Source organism: Actinomyces sp. W5033 (assembly GCF_051303165.1).
This window is the reverse complement of record NZ_JBPPGD010000002.1, coordinates 123,243-144,675: the sequence shown is the minus strand read 5'-3', so window position 1 is coordinate 144,675 and position 21,433 is coordinate 123,243. Positions and strand designations below refer to the sequence as shown.

Below are 21,433 nucleotides of genomic sequence, written 5' to 3'. Positions count from 1 at the left end.
CGGTCTGCGGCTGCCTCAGGAGCAGTCGGTGGTCAGGTCGATGGCGTGGTGCTCGACGAGCCAGGCCGCCGGGTTGACGGTGGTCTCGTCGGAGGAGTCGTCCGCGGTGCGCACCTCGAAGTGCAGGTGCGGTCCCGTGGAGTAGCCGGTGGAGCCGACGCCGGCGATGAGCTGGCCCGCCGTGACGGTCTCGCCCCGCTGGACATAGATGCCGTCGGCGTACATGTGCAGGTAGGAGGTGTACCAGACCTCGCCGTCGATCTCGTGCCGGATCGTGACGGTACCGGTGGAGCCGACCATCCCGGCGGTGGTGACGGTCCCCGCGGCCACGGCGTAGATGGGTGTGCCGACGGCGGCGGAGTAGTCCTGGCCGGCGTGGAGCTTGAGGTAGCCCAGGGTCGGGTGGATGCGGTAGCCGTACTCGGAGGAGACCGTGTACGTGCCCGCGACCATGGGGTTGAACAGGTGGGGGACGGTGTTGAAGGCCGTGGTGTCCCCGGAGGCGCCCGAGGGCTGGGGCGCGCAGGTGACGGCGGCGTTCTGGCGGGCCTCTCGGATGCGGGCCAGGGTGGAGGCGTCCGGCACGTTGGACAACGGGGCGTCGGTGGTGGAGTCAACGTCGGCGTCTGAGCCCAGGACCGCGGCGGCCACCGAGGTGGCGGCGGGGGTGGTGGCGGGGGCAGGTCCGGCGGTGCCCTCGCCCCTGGCAGTGACGGCGCTCGTGACCCCGACGGCGGCGGGCACGCCGAGGTAGTCGGACAGGGGCGCCAGGACGGTGACAGCGGCGAGGACCGCGAGGACGCAAGCGCGTGCGACGGCACCCAGCGGCCCGCCCTCGTGCCGGCGTGGCTGCGGGCGGTGGCGGCGGTGGGCCTCGGCGGCGACGGGGACGGTGACCGTGCCGGCGGGGGCGGCAAGAGGCTCTGGCACCTCGGCGGTGCCGTCCTCACGCAGGCGTGCAGCGCCAGCACGGGCGGCGGCTCGTTCCGCCTCTCGCCTCTCGCGGCGGGTCATGGGCTGCGCGGTCACCCGAGGGACGATAGCCCCGCCCGCAGGAGCGCGCCAGGACGGGGCTCACACGGCGGCCTCACAGCGCTCTGGCGCCACCGTGCCGCAGCTGTGGGTGTCCGCTGTCAGGACTGCCCGAGCTCGCGGCGCAGGTACTCCTCACGCTGCATGGCGTCGTTGACCTCTCCGACGAGCTCCTCGAGGATGTCCTCAAGGAAGACGACCCCCAGCAGCCTGCCTCCTGGGTCCTCGACCCTGCCCAGGTGCGCCCCACTGCGCTGCATGGCGACGAGGACCTCCTCCACCTCGTCCTCGGGGCGCACGGGGACCATCGCCCGCTCCAACCACGACGGCACGGGCTGCTCGCGCTCCTCGTCCTCGGCGTAGAGCACGTCCTTGAGGTGCAGGTAGCCGCGGACCTCGCCGTCCTCGGCCGCGACCGGGAAGCGCGAGTAGCCGGTGACGGTGACGGCGTGCTCGACGTCGGCGGGCGAGCAGCCGACGGGCAGCGTGACGAGGTCCTCCGGCAGGATCATGACGGTGGCGGCGGTCTCCTCGGAGAACTCCAGGGCGCCTGTGAGCAGGCCCGTGTCGTCCTCGAGGACCCCCTCGGCCGTGGAGCGCTCGACGATGGAGGCGACCTCGGCGGCGTTGAAGGTCGCGGAGACCTCCTCCTTCGTCTCGACGCCGAAGAGGCCCAGCACCCAGCCGGCGAAGCCGTTGAGGACGGTGATGACGGGGCCGAAGAGCCTTGAGACCCACACGAGCGGCGGGGCGAGCAGGCGCACCGCGGTCTCGGGCGCGGAGATCGACATGTTCTTGGGCACCATCTCGCCGAGGACGACGTGGACATAGACGACCAGGACCAGGGCAATGAGCACGGCGAGCGCGTGGGCGCCCGCCGCCCCGGCACCCACGCGCTCGAGCAGCGGCTGGACGAGGTGGGCGATGGCCGGCTCGGCGACGACGCCCAGGCCGGTGGAGCACAGGGTCACGCCGAGCTGGGCGGTGGCAAGCATCCGGGACACGTGCTCCAGCGTCCACAGGGCGGTGCGCGCGCTCGAGTCCCCTGCCTCAGCCAGGGGCTCGAGCTGGGCGCGGCGCGCGGAGGTCACGGCGAACTCGGCACCGACGAAGAAGGCGTTGCCCGCCAGCAGCAGGACGGTGACGAGCAGGGCGACGGGGATGCTCACCGGCTCGCCCCCTGCTCGTCGTCGGCCTCGGGCACAGGGGTCACGCGCAACCGGGTCACGCGTCGGCCCTCCATGGCCACGACGGTCATCAGGGCACGCGGCGTGCTCACCTGGTCCCCGATGGCGGGGACACGGCCGAGCTCGGACATGACCAGGCCGCCGAGGGTCTCGTAGGGGCCGTCGTCGGGCACGTGCAGGCCCGCGGTGCTGGCCAGCTCGTCAGGGCGCATCCACCCAGGCACAAGCCAGTTGCCGGAGGCGTCGCGGTGGGCTCCGCCCCGGCGGCGGTCGTGCTCGTCGGCGACGTCCCCGACGATCTCCTCGACGGCGTCCTCCAGGGTGACGACGCCGGCGGTGCCACCGTACTCGTCAACGACGAGGGCCATCTGGCTGCCGGCAGCACGCAGCTCGACCAGCAGGCTGGCCAGCGGCATGGTCTCGGGCACGCGCGGCACGGGGGTCATGAGGGAGCTCGAGGAGACCCTGACGGCGCTGCGCCGCTCGTAGGGCACGGCGATGACACGCCGCAGGTGGACGACGCCGAGCACGTCGTCAACATCCTCACCGGTGACGGGGAAGCGCGAGTGCCCGGTGGTGCGGGCCAGGGCGACGACGGCGTCGGCGGTGTCGCCCGCGTCGAGGGTGTGCAGGCGGCCGCGGTCCGTCATGACGTCAACGGCGGTGAGCTCTCCCACGCCGATGGACCGGGTCAGCAGGGTCGCGGTGGAGACGTCGAGTGTGCCCTCCTCGGCGCTGTGGCGCACAAGGGCGGCGAGCTCGCTGGAGGACCGGGTGCCGCTGATCTCCTCGGAGGGCTCGATGCCCATGCGGTGCAGCACGGCGTTGGCCGTGTCGTTGAGGACCGTGACCAGGGGTCCCAGGACGGTGGAGAAGGCCATGAGCAGCGGGGTGACGAGGCCGGCGGCCCGCAGGGGGTCGGCCAGGGTCGCGTTCTTGGGGATGAGCTCGCCGAACACCATGGAGAAGGCGTTGACGATGACGAGGGCGGCGACGACGGCCACCCCGGTTGCCAGGGACTGCGCCATCCAGGCGCCCATGAGGCGCGTGAGGAGCGTTGCCAGCGCGTCCTGCATCGTGTAGCCGAGCAGGATGGTGGTGAGGGTGATGCCGACCTGCGCGCCGCTGAGCAGCGTGGACAGCCGCGACATGGCCCTGCGGACCGTCTCGGCGCGGCGTTCCCCGGCGACGGCGCGGGTCTCGACGGTGGAGGGGTCGAGGGCGACGAGGCTGAACTCGCCGGCGACGAAGACGGCGGTGCCGGCGGTCAAGAGGACGCCGACCAGGATCATGCCCCAGTCGCTCACGCTGCCTCCCGGCTCGGGGCCGCGAGCGCGGTGCGGGCACGTCGGGCGGTCGCGAGGTGGGGACTATCGGGCTCTGCGGGCTGGGCGCTCGCGCAGGCGGTGCGCCTACGGGCCCGGCGGGAGTGTCGTCGCATAGTGGAGCGCACGCTACCACCCGGGGTCAGACGCCCCCTGGCTCCTCGCCGCGGGCGCGCCCGGCACCCACAGGGGCATCCAGGGGTAGCCCATCAGCCAGACACAGGCCCAAGGTCCTACTACCATGCTGGTCCAGTGCACGTGACGGGCCACCAGGCCCGCCGCGGGCCCGCAGTGCCACCGCAATGAGGAGGGACCCACTGTGACGACCCATGACGGCCATTCTGGGGACGTGAGCGCATCAAGCCGCACGGGCGGGGCCGGGACCGCCTTGCGCTTCGGCCCCAACGAGTGGGTGGTCGAGGACAAGCGCGACGCCTGGCTCAAGGACCCGTCCTCGGTCTCCGAGCAGTGGCGAGCGCTTTTCGAGGCCGAGCCCCGGGCAGGCGCCGCACCCACCGTCACTGGCTCCCCAGAGGCCTCCACCTCCCCCGCAGGTGGGCAGCGTCCCGGGCCGGCACAGTGGGCACACGCGCTCCAGTGGGCGGAGCCGGTCCAGTGGCCCGAGCTGGACGAGCAGGCCGCCACGGCCTCCAGCGCCTCCCCGGCCCGGACGGGCAGTACCGTCCAGGACGTCACCCGCTCCGACCTGCCCCCAGCCCCGCCCTCCGGCGTCACCCCTCCGACCTCCCCCTACGCGCACCACTCCCGGCAGGGGCACCCCCACCCCCTCGGGGAGCCCGCCGAGGCCGGTGTGGGCACACGCCTGAAGGGGGCTGCGGCACGCACCGCCAGGAACATGGAGGAGTCCCTGTCAGTCCCGACAGCGACCTCCGCACGCGCCGTGCCCGCCAAGGTCCTCATCGAGAACCGGGCTGTCATCAACACCCACCTGGCACGCACCCGCGGGGGTCGTGTCTCCTTCACCCACCTCATCGGGTGGGCCGTGGTTGAGGCCCTGGTGGAGATGCCCGCCATGAACGCGGCCTACAGCACCGACGAGGCCGGCCGTCCCCTGCTCGCCCAGCCCGCTCACGTGGGCCTGGGCCTGGCAGTGGACGTTGCCGCACCGGGTGGCGCACGCCGCCTGCTCGTGCCCTGTGTCCGGCAGGCGGACCTGCTGGACCTGGCGGGCTTCGTCGCGGCCGCCGACGACGTCGTGCGCCGCTCGCGCGAGGGCTCCCTCACGGTTGAGGACATGACCGGCACGACCCTGACCCTGACGAACCCGGGCACCCTCGGCACGCTGCACTCCGTCCCACGGCTCATGCCGGGCCAGGGAGCCATCATCGGCGTCGGCTCACTGGCCCTCCCCGCGGCCTATGCCGGCGCCAGCCAGGAGACGCTGGCCCGCCACGGGATCGGCAAGGTCCTGACCCTGACCTCCACCTACGACCACCGGGTCATCCAGGGCGCGGTGTCGGGCGAGTTCCTGCGGCTGCTGGAGACCAAGCTCCTGGGTCTCGACGGCTTCTGGGAGCGCGCCTTCGAGTCGCTGCGGGTGCCGCACGCCCCCATCCGCTGGGAGCAGGACGCCGACTACGACCCCGAGGTCGAGACCGGCAAGCCGGCGCGCGTGGCCCAGCTCATCCACGCCTTCCGCCAGCGCGGGCACCTCGCGGCGGACACGGACCCGCTGGCCTACCGCTCGCGCCGCCACCCGGACCTCGACCCGGCCACCTACGGCCTGACGCTGTGGGACCTGGACCGCACCTTCCCCACCGACGGGCTGGGCGGCACCGAGCGGGCCACGCTGAGGGAGATCCTCAACCGGCTGCGCGAGGCCTACTGCCGCACGGTGGGCCTGGGGTACATGCACATCCAGGACCCGGCGCAGCGCCACTGGTGGCAGGAGCGCCTGGAGAACGGGTGGACCGAGGTCAGCGGGGACGAGCGCCGCCGCATCCTGGCCAAGCTCCAGCAGGCCGAGGCCTTCGAGACCTTCCTGCAGACCAAGTACGTGGGCCAGAAGCGCTTCAGCCTCGAGGGCGGGGAGTCCCTCATCGTGCTTCTCGACCGCTTGCTCGACCACGCGGCCCACGACGGCCTGGACGAGGTCGTCATCGGCATGGCCCACCGGGGCCGCCTCAACGTCCTGACTAACATCGCTGGCAAGTCCTACGGTCAGGTCTTCGACGAGTTCGACGGCAACAGCATCATCGAGGGCGCCTCAACGGGCGACGTCAAGTACCACCTAGGCACTGCGGGAGTGTTCACGGGCACCGACGGTGTCACCACCCGGGTGTCCCTGGCCGCCAACCCCTCCCACCTGGAGACGGTGGACGGCGTCGTCGAGGGCATCGTGCGCGCCAAGCAGGACCGCATCGGCCTCGGCGAGCACGGTTACACAGTCATGCCGGTGCTCGTGCACGGCGACGCCGCCTTCGCCGGCCAGGGCGTGGTCTACGAGACGCTCAACATGAGCCAGCTTCCCGCCTACCGCACGGGCGGCACGGTCCACGTCGTCGTCAACAACCAGATCGGCTTCACCACCGGGGCCGCCTCAGCCCGCTCGACCACCTACGCGACAGACCTCGCCAAGGGCCTGCAGGTCCCGATCTTCCACGTCAACGCGGACGACCCTGAGACGGTGGCACGGGCCGCCCGGCGGGCCTACGAGTACCGGGCGGCCTTCCACAAGGACGTCATCATCGACCTCATCTGCTACCGCCGCCGGGGGCACAACGAGGGTGACGACCCCTCGATGACCCAGCCGGTGATGTACCGGCTCATCGACTCCCTGCCCTCGACCCGGGCGGTGTACGTCCGCGCCCTCGTGGGCCGTGGGGACATCTCCGCCGAGGACGCGCAGGCCCTGGAGCGCGGCTTCCAGCACGAGCTTGAGCGGATCTTCACCGAGACGCGGGCGGCGCGCGGCGGGGAGGCGGCCACGCGGGCCGAGGAGGAGGCGGCCTCGGTCTCCCTCACGGACCCGACGGCGGTGGGGGTCGAGCGCGCCCACCTGGAGGTCCCCGCCGCCCAGCGGGCGGGTGCCGGCATGATGATCGGCTGGACGAGCGCGGTGGCACGCGAGGTGGTCGAGCGGGTGGGTGACTCCCAGACGGCCGTCCCGCCGGGCTTCGACCTGCACCCCAAGCTGCGCGCGATGCTGGACAGGCGCCGCAGGGCCACGCGCGAGGGCGGGATCGACTGGGGGCTGGGCGAGCTCATCGCCCTCGGCTCTCTGCTCATGGAGGGCGTGCCGGTGCGTCTCGTGGGCGAGGACGCCCGCAGGGCGACCTTCGCCCAGCGCCACGCGGTCCTGCATGACCAGTCCTCGGGCGCGGAGTGGACGCCCCTGTCCTTCCTCACCCCGGACCAGGCCCGCTTCGAGATCTACGACTCACTGCTGAGCGAGTACGCGGCACTGGCCTTCGAGTACGGCTACTCGGTGGAGCGGCCCGAGGGACTGACGCTGTGGGAGGCGCAGTTCGGCGACTTCGCCAACGGCGCGCAGTGCGTCATCGACGAGTACGTGACCTCGGCGGCCCAGAAGTGGGGGCAGCGCTCCGGCCTCGTCATGCTCCTGCCCCACGGCCAGGAGGGGCAGGGTCCGGACCACTCCTCGGCCCGGGTGGAGCGCTACCTGCAGATGTGCGCGCAGGACAACATGCGCGTGGCCATGCCCTCGACGCCTGCCAACCACGTCCACCTGCTGCGCGAGCAGGCCTACCAGCGCCCGCGCCGCCCCCTCATCGTGTTCACCCCCAAGCAGCTGCTGCGCCTGCCGGCCGCGACGAGCCGGGTGGAGGACCTCACCACGGGCTCCTTCGTCCCGGTCATCGCGGACAAGGACCCGGCCGTGACCCGCGGCGTGGGTGTGGACCGGGTGCTGCTGTGCTCGGGGCGGGCCTGCTACGCGCTCGAGGCCGAGCGCCGCCGCCTCGGGGACACCCGGACGGCGGTCATCCGACTCGAGCAGCTCTACCCGCTGCCCGTGGCGGAGCTGGAGCGGGCGCTGTCGCCCTTCGACGGCGCCGAGCTCGTCTGGGTGCAGGACGAGCCCGAGAACCAGGGGGTGTGGCCGCACCTGCGTCTGAGCCTGCCCGGTGGAGCGCTCGGCGGACGCGGCCTGCGCCTGGTGTCGCCTGCGGCCTCGGCCTCCCCGGCCCTGGGCTCCCTGGGGGCCTACCGTCACCAGCAGGAGGCGCTGCTCGCCGCGGCCTTCGCCCGCTGACGGCGCGACGGCTGGAGCGGACAGGAGGAGCGGCCCAGGGGTCGAGGGGGGAAAAAGACCCCAGAAAGGGGGGAAGGGGCATCGGTTTTTGTCCCGCAGGTAACGCTTGGAGCGAAAGAGAGGAAGGCCTGGGGGTGAGGGCGGCACCGGCACCCCTGGACGGGGCGCCGGTGCCGCGGTTCTCGGCCCGGCGGGCGCACGAGGCGGCCGTGACGCGGTAGCGTCACCGCAGCAGGTGTGAGCACGTCCGGGCACAGGGAGGCGCACGTGGAGGAGACACGGATCCACTTCGTCGGCGACGAGCTCGTCGCGGGCTACGGGGACGCCCGGGCGCTGGGGTGGACGGGTCGTGTCATGGCCCGCACCCGGGGCCTCGATGCGATCGCGACCACCCTCGCCGTCCCCGGTGAGACAACCGCCCAGCTCGCCGAGCGCTGGGGGCCGGAGGTGGCACGCCGCTCCGTCCACCCGGGGGCCAACCGCCTCGTCATCGGGGTGGGGGTGGCTGACGTCCTCGCCGGGGTCTCGGCGGCGCGCAGCCGCCTGGCACTGGCCAACATCCTCGACAAGGCCGCCAGTGAGCACCGCAGCTGCCTGGTGGTGGGCCCTCCCCCGCTGTGGCACGCCGATCCGGACGCGACGGCCGCGCTGTCGCACGCGCTGGGCGAGGTGTGCTCGCGGCGAGGCATCCCCTTCGTGGAGACCTTCGAGTCGCTGCGCAACCACGAGCAGTGGGCGAGCGACGTCCAGCGCCATGACGGCCGCTACCCGGGGCAGGCGGGCTACGGCCTGCTCGCGTGGCTGGTGCTGCACCGCGGCTGGTACGAGTGGCTCGGCGTCGGGCAGCCCACGCACTGAGCAGCCGCGGGCGCGCGGCCTCAGGCGACGCTGTAGACGCGGATGTCCGGGTCGGCCTTGAACAGCGGGGTCAGGCCGGGGACCACCTTGGTAGTGAACAGCTCGCTGCTCAGGTAGGCGTTGGCCTGCTCAGCGGTCTCGAAGCCGTGGAGGACCTGGACGTCCTCGTCGCGCACGAGCAGCTCCTTGGTCCTCGCACCGGGGACGGTGTCGAGGAACTCCTGCAGGTAGTCGGAGTAGACCTTGGCCCCGGCGGGGCGGTCGGCCGGGTCGATGGTCATGATGATCTGGAGGTATGCGGCCATGAGGGCTCCTTCGCTGTCGGGTGGCGGCCTTCGACGGCGCGCCACTGGCCTCACCGTAGGAGTGGAGGGGGCAGCGCGGTAGACGATCCTCGCTCATACGGGTATCACTCGAGGTGATGGCTCGATGCCTCGGCGGCCTCGGCTGGCCCAGGTCGGCCCCAGCGGAGCCCTCTACCACGGCCCGGAGTGACGTGACCGGGGGATGGTGACCATGCAGCGGACATGACTCGGGCGCCACGGCCCAAAGCAGGAGACGATCGGCGCAGTACCGCGGTTCGCCGCCGGCTTGCCCTCCCGCGCATCCGGTCATGTCCGCTCAGTGGACACTAACGGGGATGGCACCCACCACGGGCCCGCGTCGGCGCGGCGGTCAGGGAGCAGCGCGGCGGTCAGACGGCGAGGAGACCCGCCAGGGCCTCGAGCTCGCCCGCGATGGGCGAGGTGCCGTCCCACGCCGCCTCGTAGGTGATGGTCACGGCCGCGCCGTGGGCGTCGACGACGGGCAGCACGCGTGAGTCGGCGCGAGTCACTTTCGAGCGGGGAAGGAGCGCGCTGCCCAGTCCCATCCCCGCCCAGTCCTCGAGCACCCGGTAGCTGGCGGCCTCACCCAAGTAGGCGCGCAGTGGCAGTCCACGCTCGGCGAGCAGGCCGCGGGTGAAGGTCGTCAACCCACACGTGTCAGGGACCAGGAGCAGGGTGCGGCTCGCGACGTCGTCGATGCGTGCGGACACCGCAGGGGTCGGGGTGGGCACCAGAGCGTCGTCCCCCACCTGCGCCGGGCTCGCGGGACCCGTCGGGCTCGCGGGAGCCACCGGGACCCGCGAGTCCGCAGCCCCGCCTGTCCCCGGTTCGACCAGCACCACCGGCTCGCGACCAATGACGTGACGACGGTAGCGGGTGAGCTCAAGGACCACGGGGACGATGATGAGGTCGACCTCGTCGTCGTCGAGGGCCGAGCACAGCTCGGACAGATCGGCTTCGCGCAGGACCAGGCAGTCCTCGCCGCGACCAGGCAGACCCGCCACGGCACGGTGGGCACGGGCAACGACGTCAGCGCTGATGAGCGGGGACACGCCCACGCGCACGGGCCGCCGGGTCTCGGCCGAACGCCAGGACCGGGCCTCCGCGATGACGGTGTCGAGCGCGGCCAGGGCGGCGTCGATCCGCGGCAGGATGGTCGCGCCGAGGACCGTGGGGCGGGCGCCGCGCGTGCTGCGCTCGAAGAGCCGTGCCCCGAGGCTCTCCTCCAGGCGACGGATGGCGTTGGACAGCGCCGGCTGGGTGACGTCGTACTCGCGGGCGGCCGCGCTGAAGGAGCCGGTGCGGGCGACCGCCTGGGCGTAGCGCAGACCCTCGAGGCTGAGTCGGCCGTTCACACGCGCAGTCTACGAACCTGCACGTTTCAGGACGCGGGCGGCGTGCCTTCCAGGCGCGACAGCAGGTCGACGACCTGATCGAGGTCCGCACGCAGATCACCCGTCCCGTCCTGCTCGTGCCAGGTGCGCAGGACCGCCACGATCCCCCACACGGTCGCCGAGGCCAGAATCCTGGCCCGCAGCAACGGCATCCGCCGCAACTGGCTCACAGCGCGGGCAACACTCTCCGCCTGCTCGTTGACCAGGACCCACATCGAGCCCTGGATCGTGGGGTGCTCGAAGCACCAGCGGGTGCGCTCCCAGGAGGGCCCGGCGTCCTTGACGAAGTGGTCCTCCCACAGGTCGTCCAGCACCCGGGTGAGCACATGAGCCAGGTCACCGTCGCGCTGGAGGTAGTAGACGAGCAGCTCAAGGACGCGGTCGTCGTACTCGTCATGGACGACGAGTCCCTCCTTGGTCCTGAAGTAACGGTAGACCGTGGACGGCGAGACCTCGGCGGCATCGGCAACCTGCTCGATGCTCACCGCATCAAAGCCGTGCTGCCCGAACAGGTCGAGGGCGGCGGCCTGGATGCGGTGCATCGTTGCCGCCTTCTTGCGCTCGCGCAGGCCCGGACGGGGCGGGCGGGCGGCGCCCGCAGAGCCGTCGTCGGCGGTGCGCCTGGGGCTGTCGGGCACGGGGCTCTCCTCGGGCGTCGGAGGTTGTCATCAGCTCTTGACAGCCTCACCCTAACAAGTACAGTGACCGTCATGTGCGAGTCGCTATCAGCTTTTGTCATTGAGGCCCGCTCACTCGTCAAGCGCTTCGGACCCGTCACCGCCCTCGACGGCCTGGATCTGTCCGTGCGCGCCGGCGAGGTACACGGTTTCCTGGGCCCCAACGGCGCCGGCAAGTCGACCACCATCCGCGCCCTGCTCGGCCAGCTCCGGCTCAGCTCCGGCACAGCCACGGTCTTCGGCCAGGACAGCTGGCACCACGCCGTCGACATCCACGCCCGGCTCGCCTACGTACCGGGCGACACCATGCTGTGGCCCAACCTCACCGGCGGTCAGTGCATCGACCTGCTCGGCGGCTTCCACGGCTCGATGAGCCGGGCACGCCGCGACGAGCTCGTCGAACGCTTCGAGCTCGACCCCTCCCGCCGCGTGCGTACCTACTCCAAGGGCAACAGGCAGAAGGTCGCACTCGTGGCGGCACTGGCCTGCGACGTCGAGCTGCTCGTCCTGGACGAACCCACCAGCGGACTCGACCCCCTCATGGAGGCCGTCTTCCAGACCGTCGTCACCGAGCGTGCCGCCGCCGGAACCTCCGTCCTTCTCTCCAGCCACATCCTGGCCGAGGTCGAGACCTTGTGCGACCGGCTCACGGTGGTGCGCAACGGACGAGCCGTCTTCACCGGGTCATTGACCCAGCTGCGCGCCAGCGCCGCGACCACCGTCGACGTCGTCACCTCCACGGCACTGACCGCACTGGAGACGATCGACGGCGTCAGCCACCTGCGCTCCCAGGCAGAGCCACATGGCCGACGCACCACCCTGCTGGCGGAGACCTCCGCCCTGCCCGCCGTGCTCTCCACGGTCGCGGCCGCCCAGCCACGGCACGTGTCCGTGCACCCGCCGAGCCTCGAACAGCTCTTCCTGGACCAGTACACCCGGCAGGACGACAACAGCGACGGTGAGCCACGATGACACGGTCCACCTCACACCGCAGCCGCCCTCTCGCAGGCCTGGGGCGCATGACGCTCCTGGGCCTGCGCACTGCCTGGCACGGCCCCGCACTGGTCACCGTCATCTGCATCGCCCTGGTGTCCGCGATCGCCGTCGGCGTCGAGGGGCTCTACCCCCAGGCGGCCCAGCGAGCCCAGTACGCACTGACGGCAGGCGCCTCGGGCATCTCCACCGCCTTCAACGGCCGCGGCTACGCGCTGACGACCCTCGGCGGGATCACCGGCGTCGAGGTCGGGTTCATGGGGCAGATCCTCTTCCCGGTCCTCGGGGTGCTGATGGCTATCGGACTGACCCGCCGCCAGGAGGAGGCGGGGCGCACCGAGCTGCTCACCGCATCGCGCGTGGGACGCCTGTCCCCGTTGGCCGCCGCCACCGTACTGGTTGCCGTAACCTGCGCCGCCACCGTCACAGGACTCACCGTCTCCATGACGCTCACCGGCCTACCCGTGGCCGGCTCAGCCTGGTACGCCGCCAGTGTCGGAGCCTGCCTCCTGTTCTTCGCCGCCGTCGGCCTCCTGCTGGGTGAGCTGTGCCAGCAGGCGCGCACCGCCCAACAGCTCGGCCTGGGAGCAGTCACCGCGGCCTACCTCACCCGCTTCGTCATCGACGCCGTGGAGGGGGACGCCGCATGGGCAAGTCCGCTGGGATGGCTGCCGGAGGTGCGCGCCTTCAGCTCGCCGCGGGTGTGGCCCCTGGTGGCCTACATCGTCACCGCCGTGGCGCTCGTAAGCGTGGCCGCGGTGGCGGCGGCGCGCCGCGACGCGGGCGCGGGTGTCATCGCCCCACGGCCCGGTCCCGCGCGCGGCTCGGCACGCACCGCCGTCACCTGGGTGCTGGCACTGCGGCTGGAACGCACAGTCACGGGAACCTGTCTCACGCTGGTGTGCCTGTGGGCACTGCTCATCGGGCTGTTCAGTCAGGAGATGACCGAGGTCATCGCCGCCAACCCCACGATACTGTCGAGCATGGGGCTCGTGCACGCCTCAGACCTGGTGGTGCAGCTGGCGGCCATCATCATGGTCGTCGGCAGCACCGCAGTTGCGGTGCAGGGCGCCACGCACCTGGCCGCCGAGGAGTCCTCGGGCCGCCTGGGCCTGCTGCTGTCTACCCGGCTGGGGCGCCGACGCCTCTGGCTGGGGTGGTGGGCCGCGACGCTGCTGTCCGCAGCCGGCGTCCTCATCCTGTCCGCCTCGGTGCTGGCCGTGAGCATTTGGGCAGTGGCCGACGGGTCCGTCCCGGTCGGCTCAGCCCTGGAGGTCGGCTGGGCCAACCTGCCGGCCGCAGCGCTCATCGGCGCCCTGCAGGCGCTGCTGGCATCCCTCGGCCCCCGCTGGCACGTGCTCGGATGGGTGCCGGTGGCGTGGACGGCCGTCGTCGGCTTCCTGGCTGAGGCACTGCGCCTGCCCGAGTGGGCACGTGATCTCTCACCGACGCACATGATCGGTCGCCTGCCCGTCGACGATCCCGACCTGAGGGTGGTGGCCGGGCAGTGCGCGGCCACGGCAGTGCTGCTGGCGCTATCCCTCGCCGTGTTCGGCCGCCGCAACCTGTGCGCCGGGTGAGCAGCCGCGTCCTCGTCCTGGCCCCGTGCCGAGTGCCCCGGCACCCGGTATCGGGCGACCGGCCACCGCCGCAGCCGGCACCCCGGGCCCGGCAGCCGGTCACCGCCGTCCCTCGCCTGGACGCCAAACGGCCGACCACCCCCGTGGGGTGACCGGCCGTCCGTGTTGGTCCGTGTAGGCGGGTCAGCGCTCGTCAGTGATGACCTGACCGGCCGCCGTCGGGCGGACCCGGCTCAGGCGTTGGGACGCTTGCCGTGGTTCGCACCGGACTTGGCACGGCTGCGACGCTTACGACCGCGCTTGCTCATCATGGTCTCCTCAATGTCTGGGCAGCCCCAGACGGGGCGCTGAACAGGCGTCATCCTCGCACACCGGGCCCGAGCGATTCCACCTGCCGCCAGGTTGCGCGGGTCACGCCTGCGAGCGGACGACCCTCACCGTCTGGCTGCGCACCGTCGTCGTGCCGTCGCTGACGACGGTCGTGGAGGAGGTCACCGTCGTCGCCCGCATGACGGACAAGCGTCCGATGACGCGCTCGCGCAGCTCGGGCGGAGCCTGCTCGGCGCAACGCGAGCGCAGGATCTCACGCAGGTGGTTCTCGGCGTCGGCCAGGCGCGAGCAGTGCTCGCACGTGGCCACGTGCCTCGCCAGGCGCGTGGACAGGTCCCCGTCGCACTCGTGGTCGAGGAAGGCCTCCAGGTGGGCGCGCGCCTCCGTGCAGGAGCAGTTCTGAGCAGCGTCCTGTCCCATCAGCCCCGGCCTCCGTCGTCGTCGGTGGTGTAGCCCAGCTGGCGGGCGTGGTCGGCCAGGAGCTCGCGCAGCTGACGGCGCCCGCGGTGCAGGCGGCTCATGACCGTGCCGATGGGGGTGCCCATGATCTCGGCGATCTCCTTGTAGGCGAAGCCCTCGACGTCGGCGAGGTAGACGGCCAGGCGGCGCTCCTCACTCAGCTCACCCAGGGCGGCCTTGATGTCGTCGTCGGGCATGTCGTCCAGGGCGAGGACCTCCGCGCTGGGAAGGCCTACGGAGTCGTGCGAGGCGGCGCGGTGCAGCTGCCAGTCCTCGACCGTGTCCGCGTCCGACTGCAGCGGCTCGCGCTGCTTCTTGCGGTAGGAGTTGATGAAGGTGTTGGTGAGGATCCGGTACAGCCAGGCCTTGAGGTTGGTGCCCGGACGGTACTGGTGGAAGGCCGCGAAGGCCTTGGCGTAGGCGTCCTGGACCAGGTCCTCGGCGTCGGCCTGGTTACGGGTCATGCGCAGGGCCGCGCCGTAGAGCTGGTCGAGGTAGGGAAGGGCGTCGGCCTCGAAGCGGGCGGCGCGCTCGGCCTCAGTCTCGTCAGCGGGGGCGCGGTCCGTGCCCGCGAGGTCGTCAGCGTCCTCGGTGCCGCCAGGTCCGACGGCGAGCGCGTCGAGCCGCTCGCTGGTGGGGGTGTGGGTCATCACCCACGAGCCTAGTCCACCCGGGGGGCGGGCAGGATCCTCCTCGGCCGCGGCGAGGCCCACGGGGCGGAACAGTCGGGGCACGGCCTGATCGCGGGCCGCTGCCAGGGTGCGTGCAGTCATCACGGGGTCCAACACGTGCGCCCGCGGCCTTGTTCCCGGTGCCGGCACCGCCGCACGAGGCCCAGCCGGGCGCCGTGGGACAGGATGGGTCCATGAACCTGCTGCCCGCCATCCGCGTCCTGCTCGCCGCTCCCTTCGTCGTGGACGGGGTGGACGCCCTCCTGCGGCCCGGTGTCCACGCCGCCCGGGTCCAGCGGGCGGGCGGCCCTCTCACCCGGGCAGGCCTGCCTGCCCTGCCCGGGACGGCGCTGCGCCTGGGCAGCCGGGCGATGGGGGCCGTCAGCCTGGCCTCGGGCCTGGCCCTAGGGGCAGGCGCGGCACCACGGGCCTGCGCGCTTGTGCTGGCCGGGCTCAATGCGCCCGTCACGCTCGTCAACGCCCCGGTGTGGGTGGCGGACGGTGCCGAGGAGCGCGCGCGGCACGTCTCCCACCTCACCCGCGGCGCGGCGCTGGGGGCGGGGCTGCTCCTCATGGCCCTCACCCGGCAAGGCGGCTTAACCCCCACCCGATAGGCTGGCACCGTAGCGCCCGCACCCCTCAAGGAGCAGCACATGAGCCGCCTGTCCGACGCCGACGTCATCTACACCTGGACCGACGAGGCGCCGATGCTGGCCACCCACTCCCTCCTGCCCGTGGTCGAGGGCTTCCTGGGGGCGGCTGGAGTGAGCGTGGCGACGGCGGACATCTCACTGGCCGGGCGCGTCATGGCGGCCTTCGACCTGGCCGAGGACGACCTCGCCGCGCTGGGCGCCCTGACCGCCTCGCCGCGCGCCACGATCATCAAGCTGCCTAACATCTCCGCCTCCGTGCCCCAGCTCAAGACGGCCATCGCCGAGCTGCAGGCCCAGGGCGTGGACGTGCCCGACTACCCGGACCAGCCCTCCACCGCCGCCGAGCGCGAGGTGCGCGCCCGCTACGACGCCGTCAAGGGCAGCGCGGTCAACCCGGTGCTGCGCGAGGGCAACTCGGACCGTCGCGCCCCGCGCGCCGTCAAGGCCTACGCGCGCACGCACCCGCACCCCATGGGTACCTGGGGCCCTCGCTCGCGCACGCGCGTGGCGACCATGGCCTCGCACGACTTCCGCCACAACGAGCGCAGCGTCGTCGTCCCCGAGGCCGGTGTGCTCCAGATCCGGCTCCTGCCCGCTGACGGCGCCGCGCCGGTGGTGCTGCGCGAGACGCTGGCCGTCACCGCGGGGGAGGTCGTGGACGCGACCTTCATGAGCGCGGCGGCGCTCGACGCCTTCCTCACCCAGCAGGTCGCCGCCGCCAAGGCCGAGGACGTGCTGCTGTCCGTGCACCTGAAGGCGACGATGATGAAGGTCTCCGACCCCATCATCTTCGGCCACGCCGTGCGCGCCGTCCTGCCGCAGACCTTCGCCCGTTACGGCCAGGTACTGGCGGCGGCGGGCCTGCGCGCGGACGACGGCCTGGGGGCGGTCCTGGCGGGGCTGGAGACGCTGGAGGAGGGCGAGCAGGTGCGGGCCTCGATCGAGGCCGAGCTCGCCGCCGGGCCGGCGATCTCCATGGTCGACTCCGAGCGCGGCATCACGAACCTGCACGTGCCCAGCGACGTCATCATCGACGCCTCCATGCCGGCGATGATCCGCGGTGGGGGCACGCTGTGGGACAAGGACGGGGCGCGGCGCGACACGCTGGCGGTCATCCCCGACTCCTCCTACGCGGGCGTCTACCAGGCGGTCATCGAGGACTGCCAGACCCACGGCGCCCTTGACCCGGCGACGATGGGCACGGTGCCCAACGTCGGCCTCATGGCCCGCAAGGCCGAGGAGTACGGCTCGCACGACAAGACCTTCCTCGTGCCCGCGACCGGCACCGTGGAGGTGGTCGTCACCGAGGGCGCGGGCGTCGAGCCGGGCACCGTGCTGATGTCGCACGAGGTCGAGGCGGGTGACATCTGGCGCGCCTGCACCACGCAGGACGCCCCGGTGCGCGACTGGGTGCACCTGGCGGTGGTGCGCGCCCGCGCGACCGGAGCCCCGGCCGTGTTCTGGCTGGACCCCGAGCGCGGTCATGACGCGGTCCTGGCAGGGCTCGTCGAGCGCTACCTGGCTGAGGAGGACACCGAGGGCCTGGACATCCGCGTCATGGACCCGGTGGCGGCCACGCGCCTGTCGCTGGAGCGGGCGCGCCGCGGCGAGGACACGATCTCCGTGACCGGCAACGTGCTGCGCGACTACAACACGGACCTGTTCCCGATCCTCGAGGTGGGCACGAGCGCCAAGATGCTCTCGGTGGTGCCGCTGATGAACGGCGGAGGCCTGTACGAGACGGGGGCGGGCGGCTCGGCCCCCAAGCACGTGCGCCAGCTGCTGGAGGAGAACTACCTGCGCTGGGACTCCCTGGGCGAGTTCCTGGCCCTGGCGGAGGCGCTGCGGCACGTCGCCGAGGTCAGTGGGAACACGCGGGCGGCCGTGGTCGCGGAGGCGTTGGACGCGGCGACGACGACGCTGCTGGAGGAGGACCGCTCCCCGGCGCGGCGCCTGGGAGCGGTGGACAACCGCGGCTCGCACGCCTGGCTGGCGCTGTACTGGGCGCGCGAGCTGGCGGGGCAGACGGCGGACGCCGGGCTGGCGGCGCGTTTCGCCCCGGTGGCGGCGCAGCTCGAGGGCGCGAACGAGGCTGTGCAGGCCGAGCTCGTGGCCGTCCAGGGCTCACCGGTGGACATCGGCGGCTACTACCGGCCCGACAACGCGCTGACGGACGCGGTCATGCGCCCCTCGGCGACCTTCAACGCCATCATCGACGCCCTCTGAGCGGGGGGCTGTGTGGGGCAGCGTGGGCCCGTCGGATCACCTCCGCACCGTTGGATCACGTGCATGTCGTTGGATCACCTGAATCGCGCACGCAGGTGTCCAAGCGCACGCAGGTGATCCAACATGAGCCACGAAGCCGCCGCCGACGACGGGTGGGTGTCTCCGGCCGCGTTCCCCGGCCACGCGCAGCGCCTGCCACCGCCTGACACAATGTCGCCCGTGACCAGCCAGGACGGGCTCAGCGCCCCCACCCCCGACCACCCCTGGGCCGCCCCCGCGGCCACCGGCCCCCTCAACGCCGTGGTCACACTCCCCGGCTCGAAGTCCCTCACCGCCCGCGCCCTGCTGCTCGCCGCCCTCGCCGACACCCCCACCACCCTGGCCGGCGTGCTCCACTCGCGCGACACCGAGCTCATGCGCGCCGCCCTGACCGCCTTCGGTGCCCGCTTCACCGATCTCGACGGCGACGACGGCGCCCGCCTGCACGTCACCCCCGCCCCGCTGCCCCTGCACGTGGCCACCGGCCCCGACGGCGTGGGCCGCATCGACTGCGGCCTGGCGGGCACGGTCATGCGATTCATCCCGCCGCTCGTGCTGCTGGCCGACGCCCCCGTCATCCTCGACGGCGACGACGGCGCCCGCCTGCGTCCGCTTGCCCCCCTGATGGAGGCGCTGGCCGACCTCGGCGTCGGCGTCACCTGGCTGGGCGAGCCCGGGTTCCTGCCCATACGTCTCGCCCCTCCCACCGCCGCCGGCCCTGCCCGCGGCGACGTCAACGCTCCCGCCGGCGCCCTGTCCCCCACCAGGGTCAGCCTTGACGCCTCGGCCTCCTCCCAGTTCCTCTCCGCCCTGCTGCTCACCGGCTCCCTGCTGCCCGGCGGCCTCGCCGTCACGCCGACGGGCGCGGTCCCCTCCCTGCCACACGTCGCCATGACCGTCGCCGCCCTGCGCGAGCGGGGCGTCGCCGTAGACGAGCCCAGCGCCCTCCTCCCTGAGGGCCGTCGCACCTGGCGGGTGCACCCGGGCCGCCCGGGTGGCGGACAGGTGGGCATCGAGTCGGACCTGTCCAACGCCGGTCCCTTCCTCGCCGCCGCCCTCGTTGCGGGCGGCACCGTCAGCGTCGAGCACTGGCCGGCCTCCACCACCCAGGCCGGCAACGCCTGGCGCGCGCTCCTGCCCCGCCTGGGCGGCACGGTCACCACCGAGCCCGACGGCGTCGGCACCCTCCGCCTCACCTGCCGCGGCACCGGCCGGATCGACGGCATCACCGCGGACCTGTCCGCCGTCGGGGAGCTCGCCCCCACCGTCACCGCGCTGGCCGTCCTCGCCTCGGCCCAGGGGCACCCCTCACGCCTCAGCGGCATCGCGCACCTGCGCGGCCACGAGACCGATCGCCTGGCCGCCCTCGTGGCCGAGGCCCGGCGCCTGGGCGCCAGCGCCCGCGAGCGCTCCGACGGCATCGAGATCGACGCCTTGCCCGACGGCGCCCGCCTGACTCCGGCCCCAATGCGCGCCTATGCCGACCACCGGATGGCGACCTTCGCCGCACTGGTCGGCCTGGCCGTGCCGGGCACCACCCTTGACGACGTCGCCTGCACCTCCAAGACCCTGCCGGGCTTCCCCGCCCTGTGGGAGGCGGTGCTCGCCCAGGGCCCGGACGGGCACCGCCCCGCAGGGCACAGGAGGAGGCGCTGATGGCCCGCCGCGACACGGGCACCGACGACCCGCGCGTGCGGGTGCGGCCCGGTAGGGGCTCGCGACCGCGCACCAAGCAGCGTCCCGCACACACCAACGCCCACCACGGCACTGTCACCCGCATCGACCGCGGGCACTACCGCATCCGCCTGGAGGAGACCTCCCTCACCAAGGACGGATCGGGCGACATCACAGCCATGAAGGCCCGCGAGCTCGGGCGCGGCAAGGTCGTCGTCGGTGACCGAGTGGCCGTCGTCGGGGACGTCAGCGGCCGCAAGGACACGCTCGCCCGGATGGTGCGCATCGAGCAGCGCCGCACGCTGCTGCGCCGCAGCGCCGAGGACGGTGACGCAGCCGGCACCGAGAAGCCGGTGGTCGCCAACGCCGAGCTGCTCGTCATCGTCACCTCTGTCGCCAGCCCCTCGCCACGCCCGCGTATGATCGACCGCTACCTCGTGGCCGCCTACGACGCGGGCATGGAGCCGCTGCTCGTGCTCACCAAGTCGGACCTGGCCGACGCCGCCCCCCTGCTGGCCCTCTACGAGCCGCTCGGCATCCGGTCGGTGGCCACGCGCCTGGACGAGTCGAGCCGTGCCGAGGCCTCGCGGGCGGGCGGCTACGGCGTGGAGGCGGTGCGCGAGGTCATCGGCGGGCGCACGAGCGTCTTCGTCGGGCACTCCGGAGTCGGCAAGTCAACCCTCATCAACGCCCTCGTGCCGGGGGCGGACCGTGTCACCGGGCACGTCAACGAGGTCACGGGACGCGGCCGCCACACCTCGACGAACCTGCAGGCGCTCGAGCTGCCCGACGGCGGCTGGGTCATCGACACCCCGGGGGTGCGCTCCTTCGGGGTCTCCCACGTCTCCAGCGCGGACGTCCTGCGTGGCTTCCCGGACCTGTCTGAGGTGGCCGAGGACTGCCCGCGCGGCTGCACGCACGAGGCCGGCGTCATCGACTGCGCCCTGGACGCCTGGTGGGGCGCCGCAGGACAGGACGACGGCGTTGGCGCCCGGCGCCAGGCCCGCGTTGACTCCTTCCGCCGGCTGCTGGCGCCCTCGCTGGAGGCCGAGGACCCGGTTCCTGTCTCACACCGCAAGGAGCGCGAGCACTGATGCGCACGTCCGTCGACATCCGTCCCGGGACCCCCGCGGACCTCGAGGCCGTCACCGCCCTGCTCACCGACGTGTTCCTCACCGACCCCCTCATGGGTGCCATCGCAGCGGCGGCCCCGCACGCGCGCCGCGCCCTGGAGCACCTGCACCGGGTCGAGCTCGCCGACCACTACCTGTGTGCTGATCCCTCCCGGCGGGCGGACGCCGTCGTCGACCTGGCCGTGGGCACCGGTGCCCACGGCCAGGAGCGGCTGCTGGGGGCCACCCTGTGGGACGCCCCCGTGCCGGCCGAGGAGGACGGCGACCCGGCGGGACCGCTGGGGCCGGGCAACGAGGTCCCTGCGGGCCTTGACCTGGAGGTGCTGGGAGGCGCCTGGGACCTCGTCCTGCTCGACGGCGCCCAGTGCGAGGCCGCCCGCCCGGCCCAGCCGCACTGGTACCTGTACATGGTGGCCGTCGCGGCGCACGCGCGCGGCACCGGCACGGGCACAGCCCTGCTGCGCCACGGTCTGCGGCGGGTGGACGCCCAGGGCGCCACCGCGCACCTGGAGTCCACCTCGCCGGGCTCACGCCGCCTGTACGAGCGCCTGGGCTTCCACCAGACGGCGGTACTGGACCAGGAGCCGCTGCCGGCCTACTGGGCGATGACGCGTCCGGCACGCCCATCCGGCCGGGTCTAGG

At 72.9% G+C, this 21,433-nt stretch carries 18 protein-coding genes; 9 read left to right on the top strand and 9 right to left on the bottom strand.

Annotated features, from left to right (window positions below):
* Positions 1 to 15: 15 nt before the first annotated feature.
* From ACSJJR_RS02165 to ACSJJR_RS02155, 3 genes are all read right to left on the bottom strand, one after another.
* The gene (locus tag ACSJJR_RS02165) at positions 16 to 1,029 is read right to left on the bottom strand and encodes a M23 family metallopeptidase (protein ID WP_435941884.1); all 1,014 of its coding nucleotides are present in this window, start codon (positions 1,027 to 1,029) and stop codon (positions 16 to 18) included.
* A 104-nt stretch (positions 1,030 to 1,133) separates the two neighbouring features.
* Complete coding sequence (locus ACSJJR_RS02160) at positions 1,134 to 2,201, bottom strand: hemolysin family protein (RefSeq protein WP_435941883.1); 1,068 nt, start codon at positions 2,199 to 2,201, stop codon at positions 1,134 to 1,136.
* Positions 2,198 to 3,526: a hemolysin family protein gene (locus ACSJJR_RS02155; protein ID WP_435941882.1), complete on the bottom strand. Its 1,329-nt coding sequence runs from the start codon at positions 3,524 to 3,526 to the stop codon at positions 2,198 to 2,200. Before ACSJJR_RS02155 ends, ACSJJR_RS02160 begins: the two co-directional genes overlap by 4 nt.
* A gap of 367 nt (positions 3,527 to 3,893) precedes the next feature.
* Here ACSJJR_RS02155 and ACSJJR_RS02150 point away from each other — a divergent pair, with 367 nt between their 5' ends.
* Together ACSJJR_RS02150 and ACSJJR_RS02145 are read left to right on the top strand one after the other, a co-directional pair.
* A complete protein-coding gene (locus ACSJJR_RS02150; RefSeq protein ID WP_435941881.1) occupies positions 3,894 to 7,778 on the top strand; it encodes a multifunctional oxoglutarate decarboxylase/oxoglutarate dehydrogenase thiamine pyrophosphate-binding subunit/dihydrolipoyllysine-residue succinyltransferase subunit in 3,885 nt (1,294 codons plus the stop codon).
* 267 nt (positions 7,779 to 8,045) lie between these two features.
* Positions 8,046 to 8,636: a GDSL-type esterase/lipase family protein gene (locus ACSJJR_RS02145; protein WP_435941880.1), complete on the top strand. Its 591-nt coding sequence runs from the start codon at positions 8,046 to 8,048 to the stop codon at positions 8,634 to 8,636.
* A gap of 20 nt (positions 8,637 to 8,656) precedes the next feature.
* On the opposite strand, the gene ACSJJR_RS02140 is transcribed toward ACSJJR_RS02145, so the two are convergent.
* From ACSJJR_RS02140 to ACSJJR_RS02130, 3 genes are all read right to left on the bottom strand, one after another.
* A complete protein-coding gene (locus ACSJJR_RS02140) occupies positions 8,657 to 8,941 on the bottom strand; it encodes a hypothetical protein (RefSeq protein WP_435941879.1) in 285 nt (94 codons plus the stop codon).
* Between the two features lie 389 nt (positions 8,942 to 9,330).
* Positions 9,331 to 10,317: a LysR family transcriptional regulator gene (locus ACSJJR_RS02135; RefSeq protein WP_435941878.1), complete on the bottom strand. Its 987-nt coding sequence runs from the start codon at positions 10,315 to 10,317 to the stop codon at positions 9,331 to 9,333.
* A 26-nt stretch (positions 10,318 to 10,343) separates the two neighbouring features.
* The gene (locus ACSJJR_RS02130) at positions 10,344 to 10,994 is read right to left on the bottom strand and encodes a TetR/AcrR family transcriptional regulator (RefSeq protein ID WP_435941877.1); all 651 of its coding nucleotides are present in this window, start codon (positions 10,992 to 10,994) and stop codon (positions 10,344 to 10,346) included.
* A gap of 72 nt (positions 10,995 to 11,066) precedes the next feature.
* Between ACSJJR_RS02130 and ACSJJR_RS02125 the strand changes: the two genes are divergently transcribed.
* Both ACSJJR_RS02125 and ACSJJR_RS02120 read left to right on the top strand, forming a co-directional pair.
* Positions 11,067 to 12,005 (top strand): ATP-binding cassette domain-containing protein, encoded by a 939-nt coding sequence (locus ACSJJR_RS02125; RefSeq protein ID WP_435941876.1) that lies wholly within the window; start codon positions 11,067 to 11,069, stop codon positions 12,003 to 12,005.
* Positions 12,002 to 13,606 carry an ABC transporter permease gene (locus tag ACSJJR_RS02120; protein ID WP_435941875.1) on the top strand — a complete coding sequence of 535 codons (1,605 nt, stop codon included), beginning with the start codon at positions 12,002 to 12,004 and terminating at the stop codon, positions 13,604 to 13,606. Before ACSJJR_RS02125 ends, ACSJJR_RS02120 begins: the two co-directional genes overlap by 4 nt.
* A 233-nt stretch (positions 13,607 to 13,839) precedes the next feature.
* Here ACSJJR_RS02120 and ACSJJR_RS02115 read toward each other — a convergent pair whose 3' ends face one another.
* From ACSJJR_RS02115 to ACSJJR_RS02105, 3 genes are all read right to left on the bottom strand, one after another.
* Complete coding sequence (locus ACSJJR_RS02115) at positions 13,840 to 13,914, bottom strand: 50S ribosomal protein bL37 (protein ID WP_396121345.1); 75 nt, start codon at positions 13,912 to 13,914, stop codon at positions 13,840 to 13,842.
* Between the two features lie 103 nt (positions 13,915 to 14,017).
* On the bottom strand, positions 14,018 to 14,356 hold the full coding sequence (gene rsrA / locus ACSJJR_RS02110) for a mycothiol system anti-sigma-R factor (protein WP_435941874.1): 339 nt from the start codon (positions 14,354 to 14,356) through the stop codon (positions 14,018 to 14,020).
* Complete coding sequence (locus ACSJJR_RS02105; RefSeq protein WP_435941873.1) at positions 14,356 to 15,045, bottom strand: sigma-70 family RNA polymerase sigma factor; 690 nt, start codon at positions 15,043 to 15,045, stop codon at positions 14,356 to 14,358. The genes rsrA and ACSJJR_RS02105 overlap by 1 nt, the downstream gene beginning before the upstream one ends.
* A 215-nt stretch (positions 15,046 to 15,260) precedes the next feature.
* Between ACSJJR_RS02105 and ACSJJR_RS02100 the strand changes: the two genes are divergently transcribed.
* From ACSJJR_RS02100 to ACSJJR_RS02080, 5 genes are all read left to right on the top strand, one after another.
* Positions 15,261 to 15,680, top strand: coding sequence for a DoxX family protein (locus ACSJJR_RS02100; RefSeq protein WP_435941872.1), 420 nt, complete (start codon positions 15,261 to 15,263; stop codon positions 15,678 to 15,680).
* 39 nt (positions 15,681 to 15,719) lie between these two features.
* Positions 15,720 to 17,945, top strand: coding sequence for an NADP-dependent isocitrate dehydrogenase (locus tag ACSJJR_RS02095; protein ID WP_435941871.1), 2,226 nt, complete (start codon positions 15,720 to 15,722; stop codon positions 17,943 to 17,945).
* Between the two features lie 210 nt (positions 17,946 to 18,155).
* Positions 18,156 to 19,640, top strand: coding sequence for a 3-phosphoshikimate 1-carboxyvinyltransferase (locus ACSJJR_RS02090; RefSeq protein WP_435941870.1), 1,485 nt, complete (start codon positions 18,156 to 18,158; stop codon positions 19,638 to 19,640).
* Entirely contained in the window at positions 19,640 to 20,752 is a 1,113-nt protein-coding gene (gene rsgA, locus ACSJJR_RS02085; RefSeq protein WP_435941869.1) for a ribosome small subunit-dependent GTPase A, read from the top strand. Before ACSJJR_RS02090 ends, rsgA begins: the two co-directional genes overlap by 1 nt.
* On the top strand, positions 20,752 to 21,432 hold the full coding sequence (locus ACSJJR_RS02080; protein WP_435941868.1) for a GNAT family N-acetyltransferase: 681 nt from the start codon (positions 20,752 to 20,754) through the stop codon (positions 21,430 to 21,432). Before rsgA ends, ACSJJR_RS02080 begins: the two co-directional genes overlap by 1 nt.
* Position 21,433: the final 1 nt, after the last annotated feature.

Excerpts from the sequence above, each read along its gene's own strand:
- ACSJJR_RS02140 (WP_435941879.1), bottom strand. The coding sequence starts at position 8,941 with ATGGCCGCATACCTCCAGATCATCATGACCATCGACCCGGCCGACCGC.
- ACSJJR_RS02125 (WP_435941876.1), top strand. The coding sequence starts at position 11,067 with ATGTGCGAGTCGCTATCAGCTTTTGTCATTGAGGCCCGCTCACTCGTC.
- ACSJJR_RS02120 (WP_435941875.1), top strand. The coding sequence starts at position 12,002 with ATGACACGGTCCACCTCACACCGCAGCCGCCCTCTCGCAGGCCTGGGG.
- rsrA (WP_435941874.1), bottom strand. The coding sequence starts at position 14,356 with ATGGGACAGGACGCTGCTCAGAACTGCTCCTGCACGGAGGCGCGCGCC.
- ACSJJR_RS02105 (WP_435941873.1), bottom strand. The coding sequence starts at position 15,045 with ATGACCCACACCCCCACCAGCGAGCGGCTCGACGCGCTCGCCGTCGGA.
- ACSJJR_RS02100 (WP_435941872.1), top strand. The coding sequence starts at position 15,261 with ATGAACCTGCTGCCCGCCATCCGCGTCCTGCTCGCCGCTCCCTTCGTC.
- ACSJJR_RS02095 (WP_435941871.1), top strand. The coding sequence starts at position 15,720 with ATGAGCCGCCTGTCCGACGCCGACGTCATCTACACCTGGACCGACGAG.
- ACSJJR_RS02090 (WP_435941870.1), top strand. The coding sequence starts at position 18,156 with ATGTCGCCCGTGACCAGCCAGGACGGGCTCAGCGCCCCCACCCCCGAC.
- rsgA (WP_435941869.1), top strand. The coding sequence starts at position 19,640 with ATGGCCCGCCGCGACACGGGCACCGACGACCCGCGCGTGCGGGTGCGG.
- ACSJJR_RS02080 (WP_435941868.1), top strand. The coding sequence starts at position 20,752 with ATGCGCACGTCCGTCGACATCCGTCCCGGGACCCCCGCGGACCTCGAG.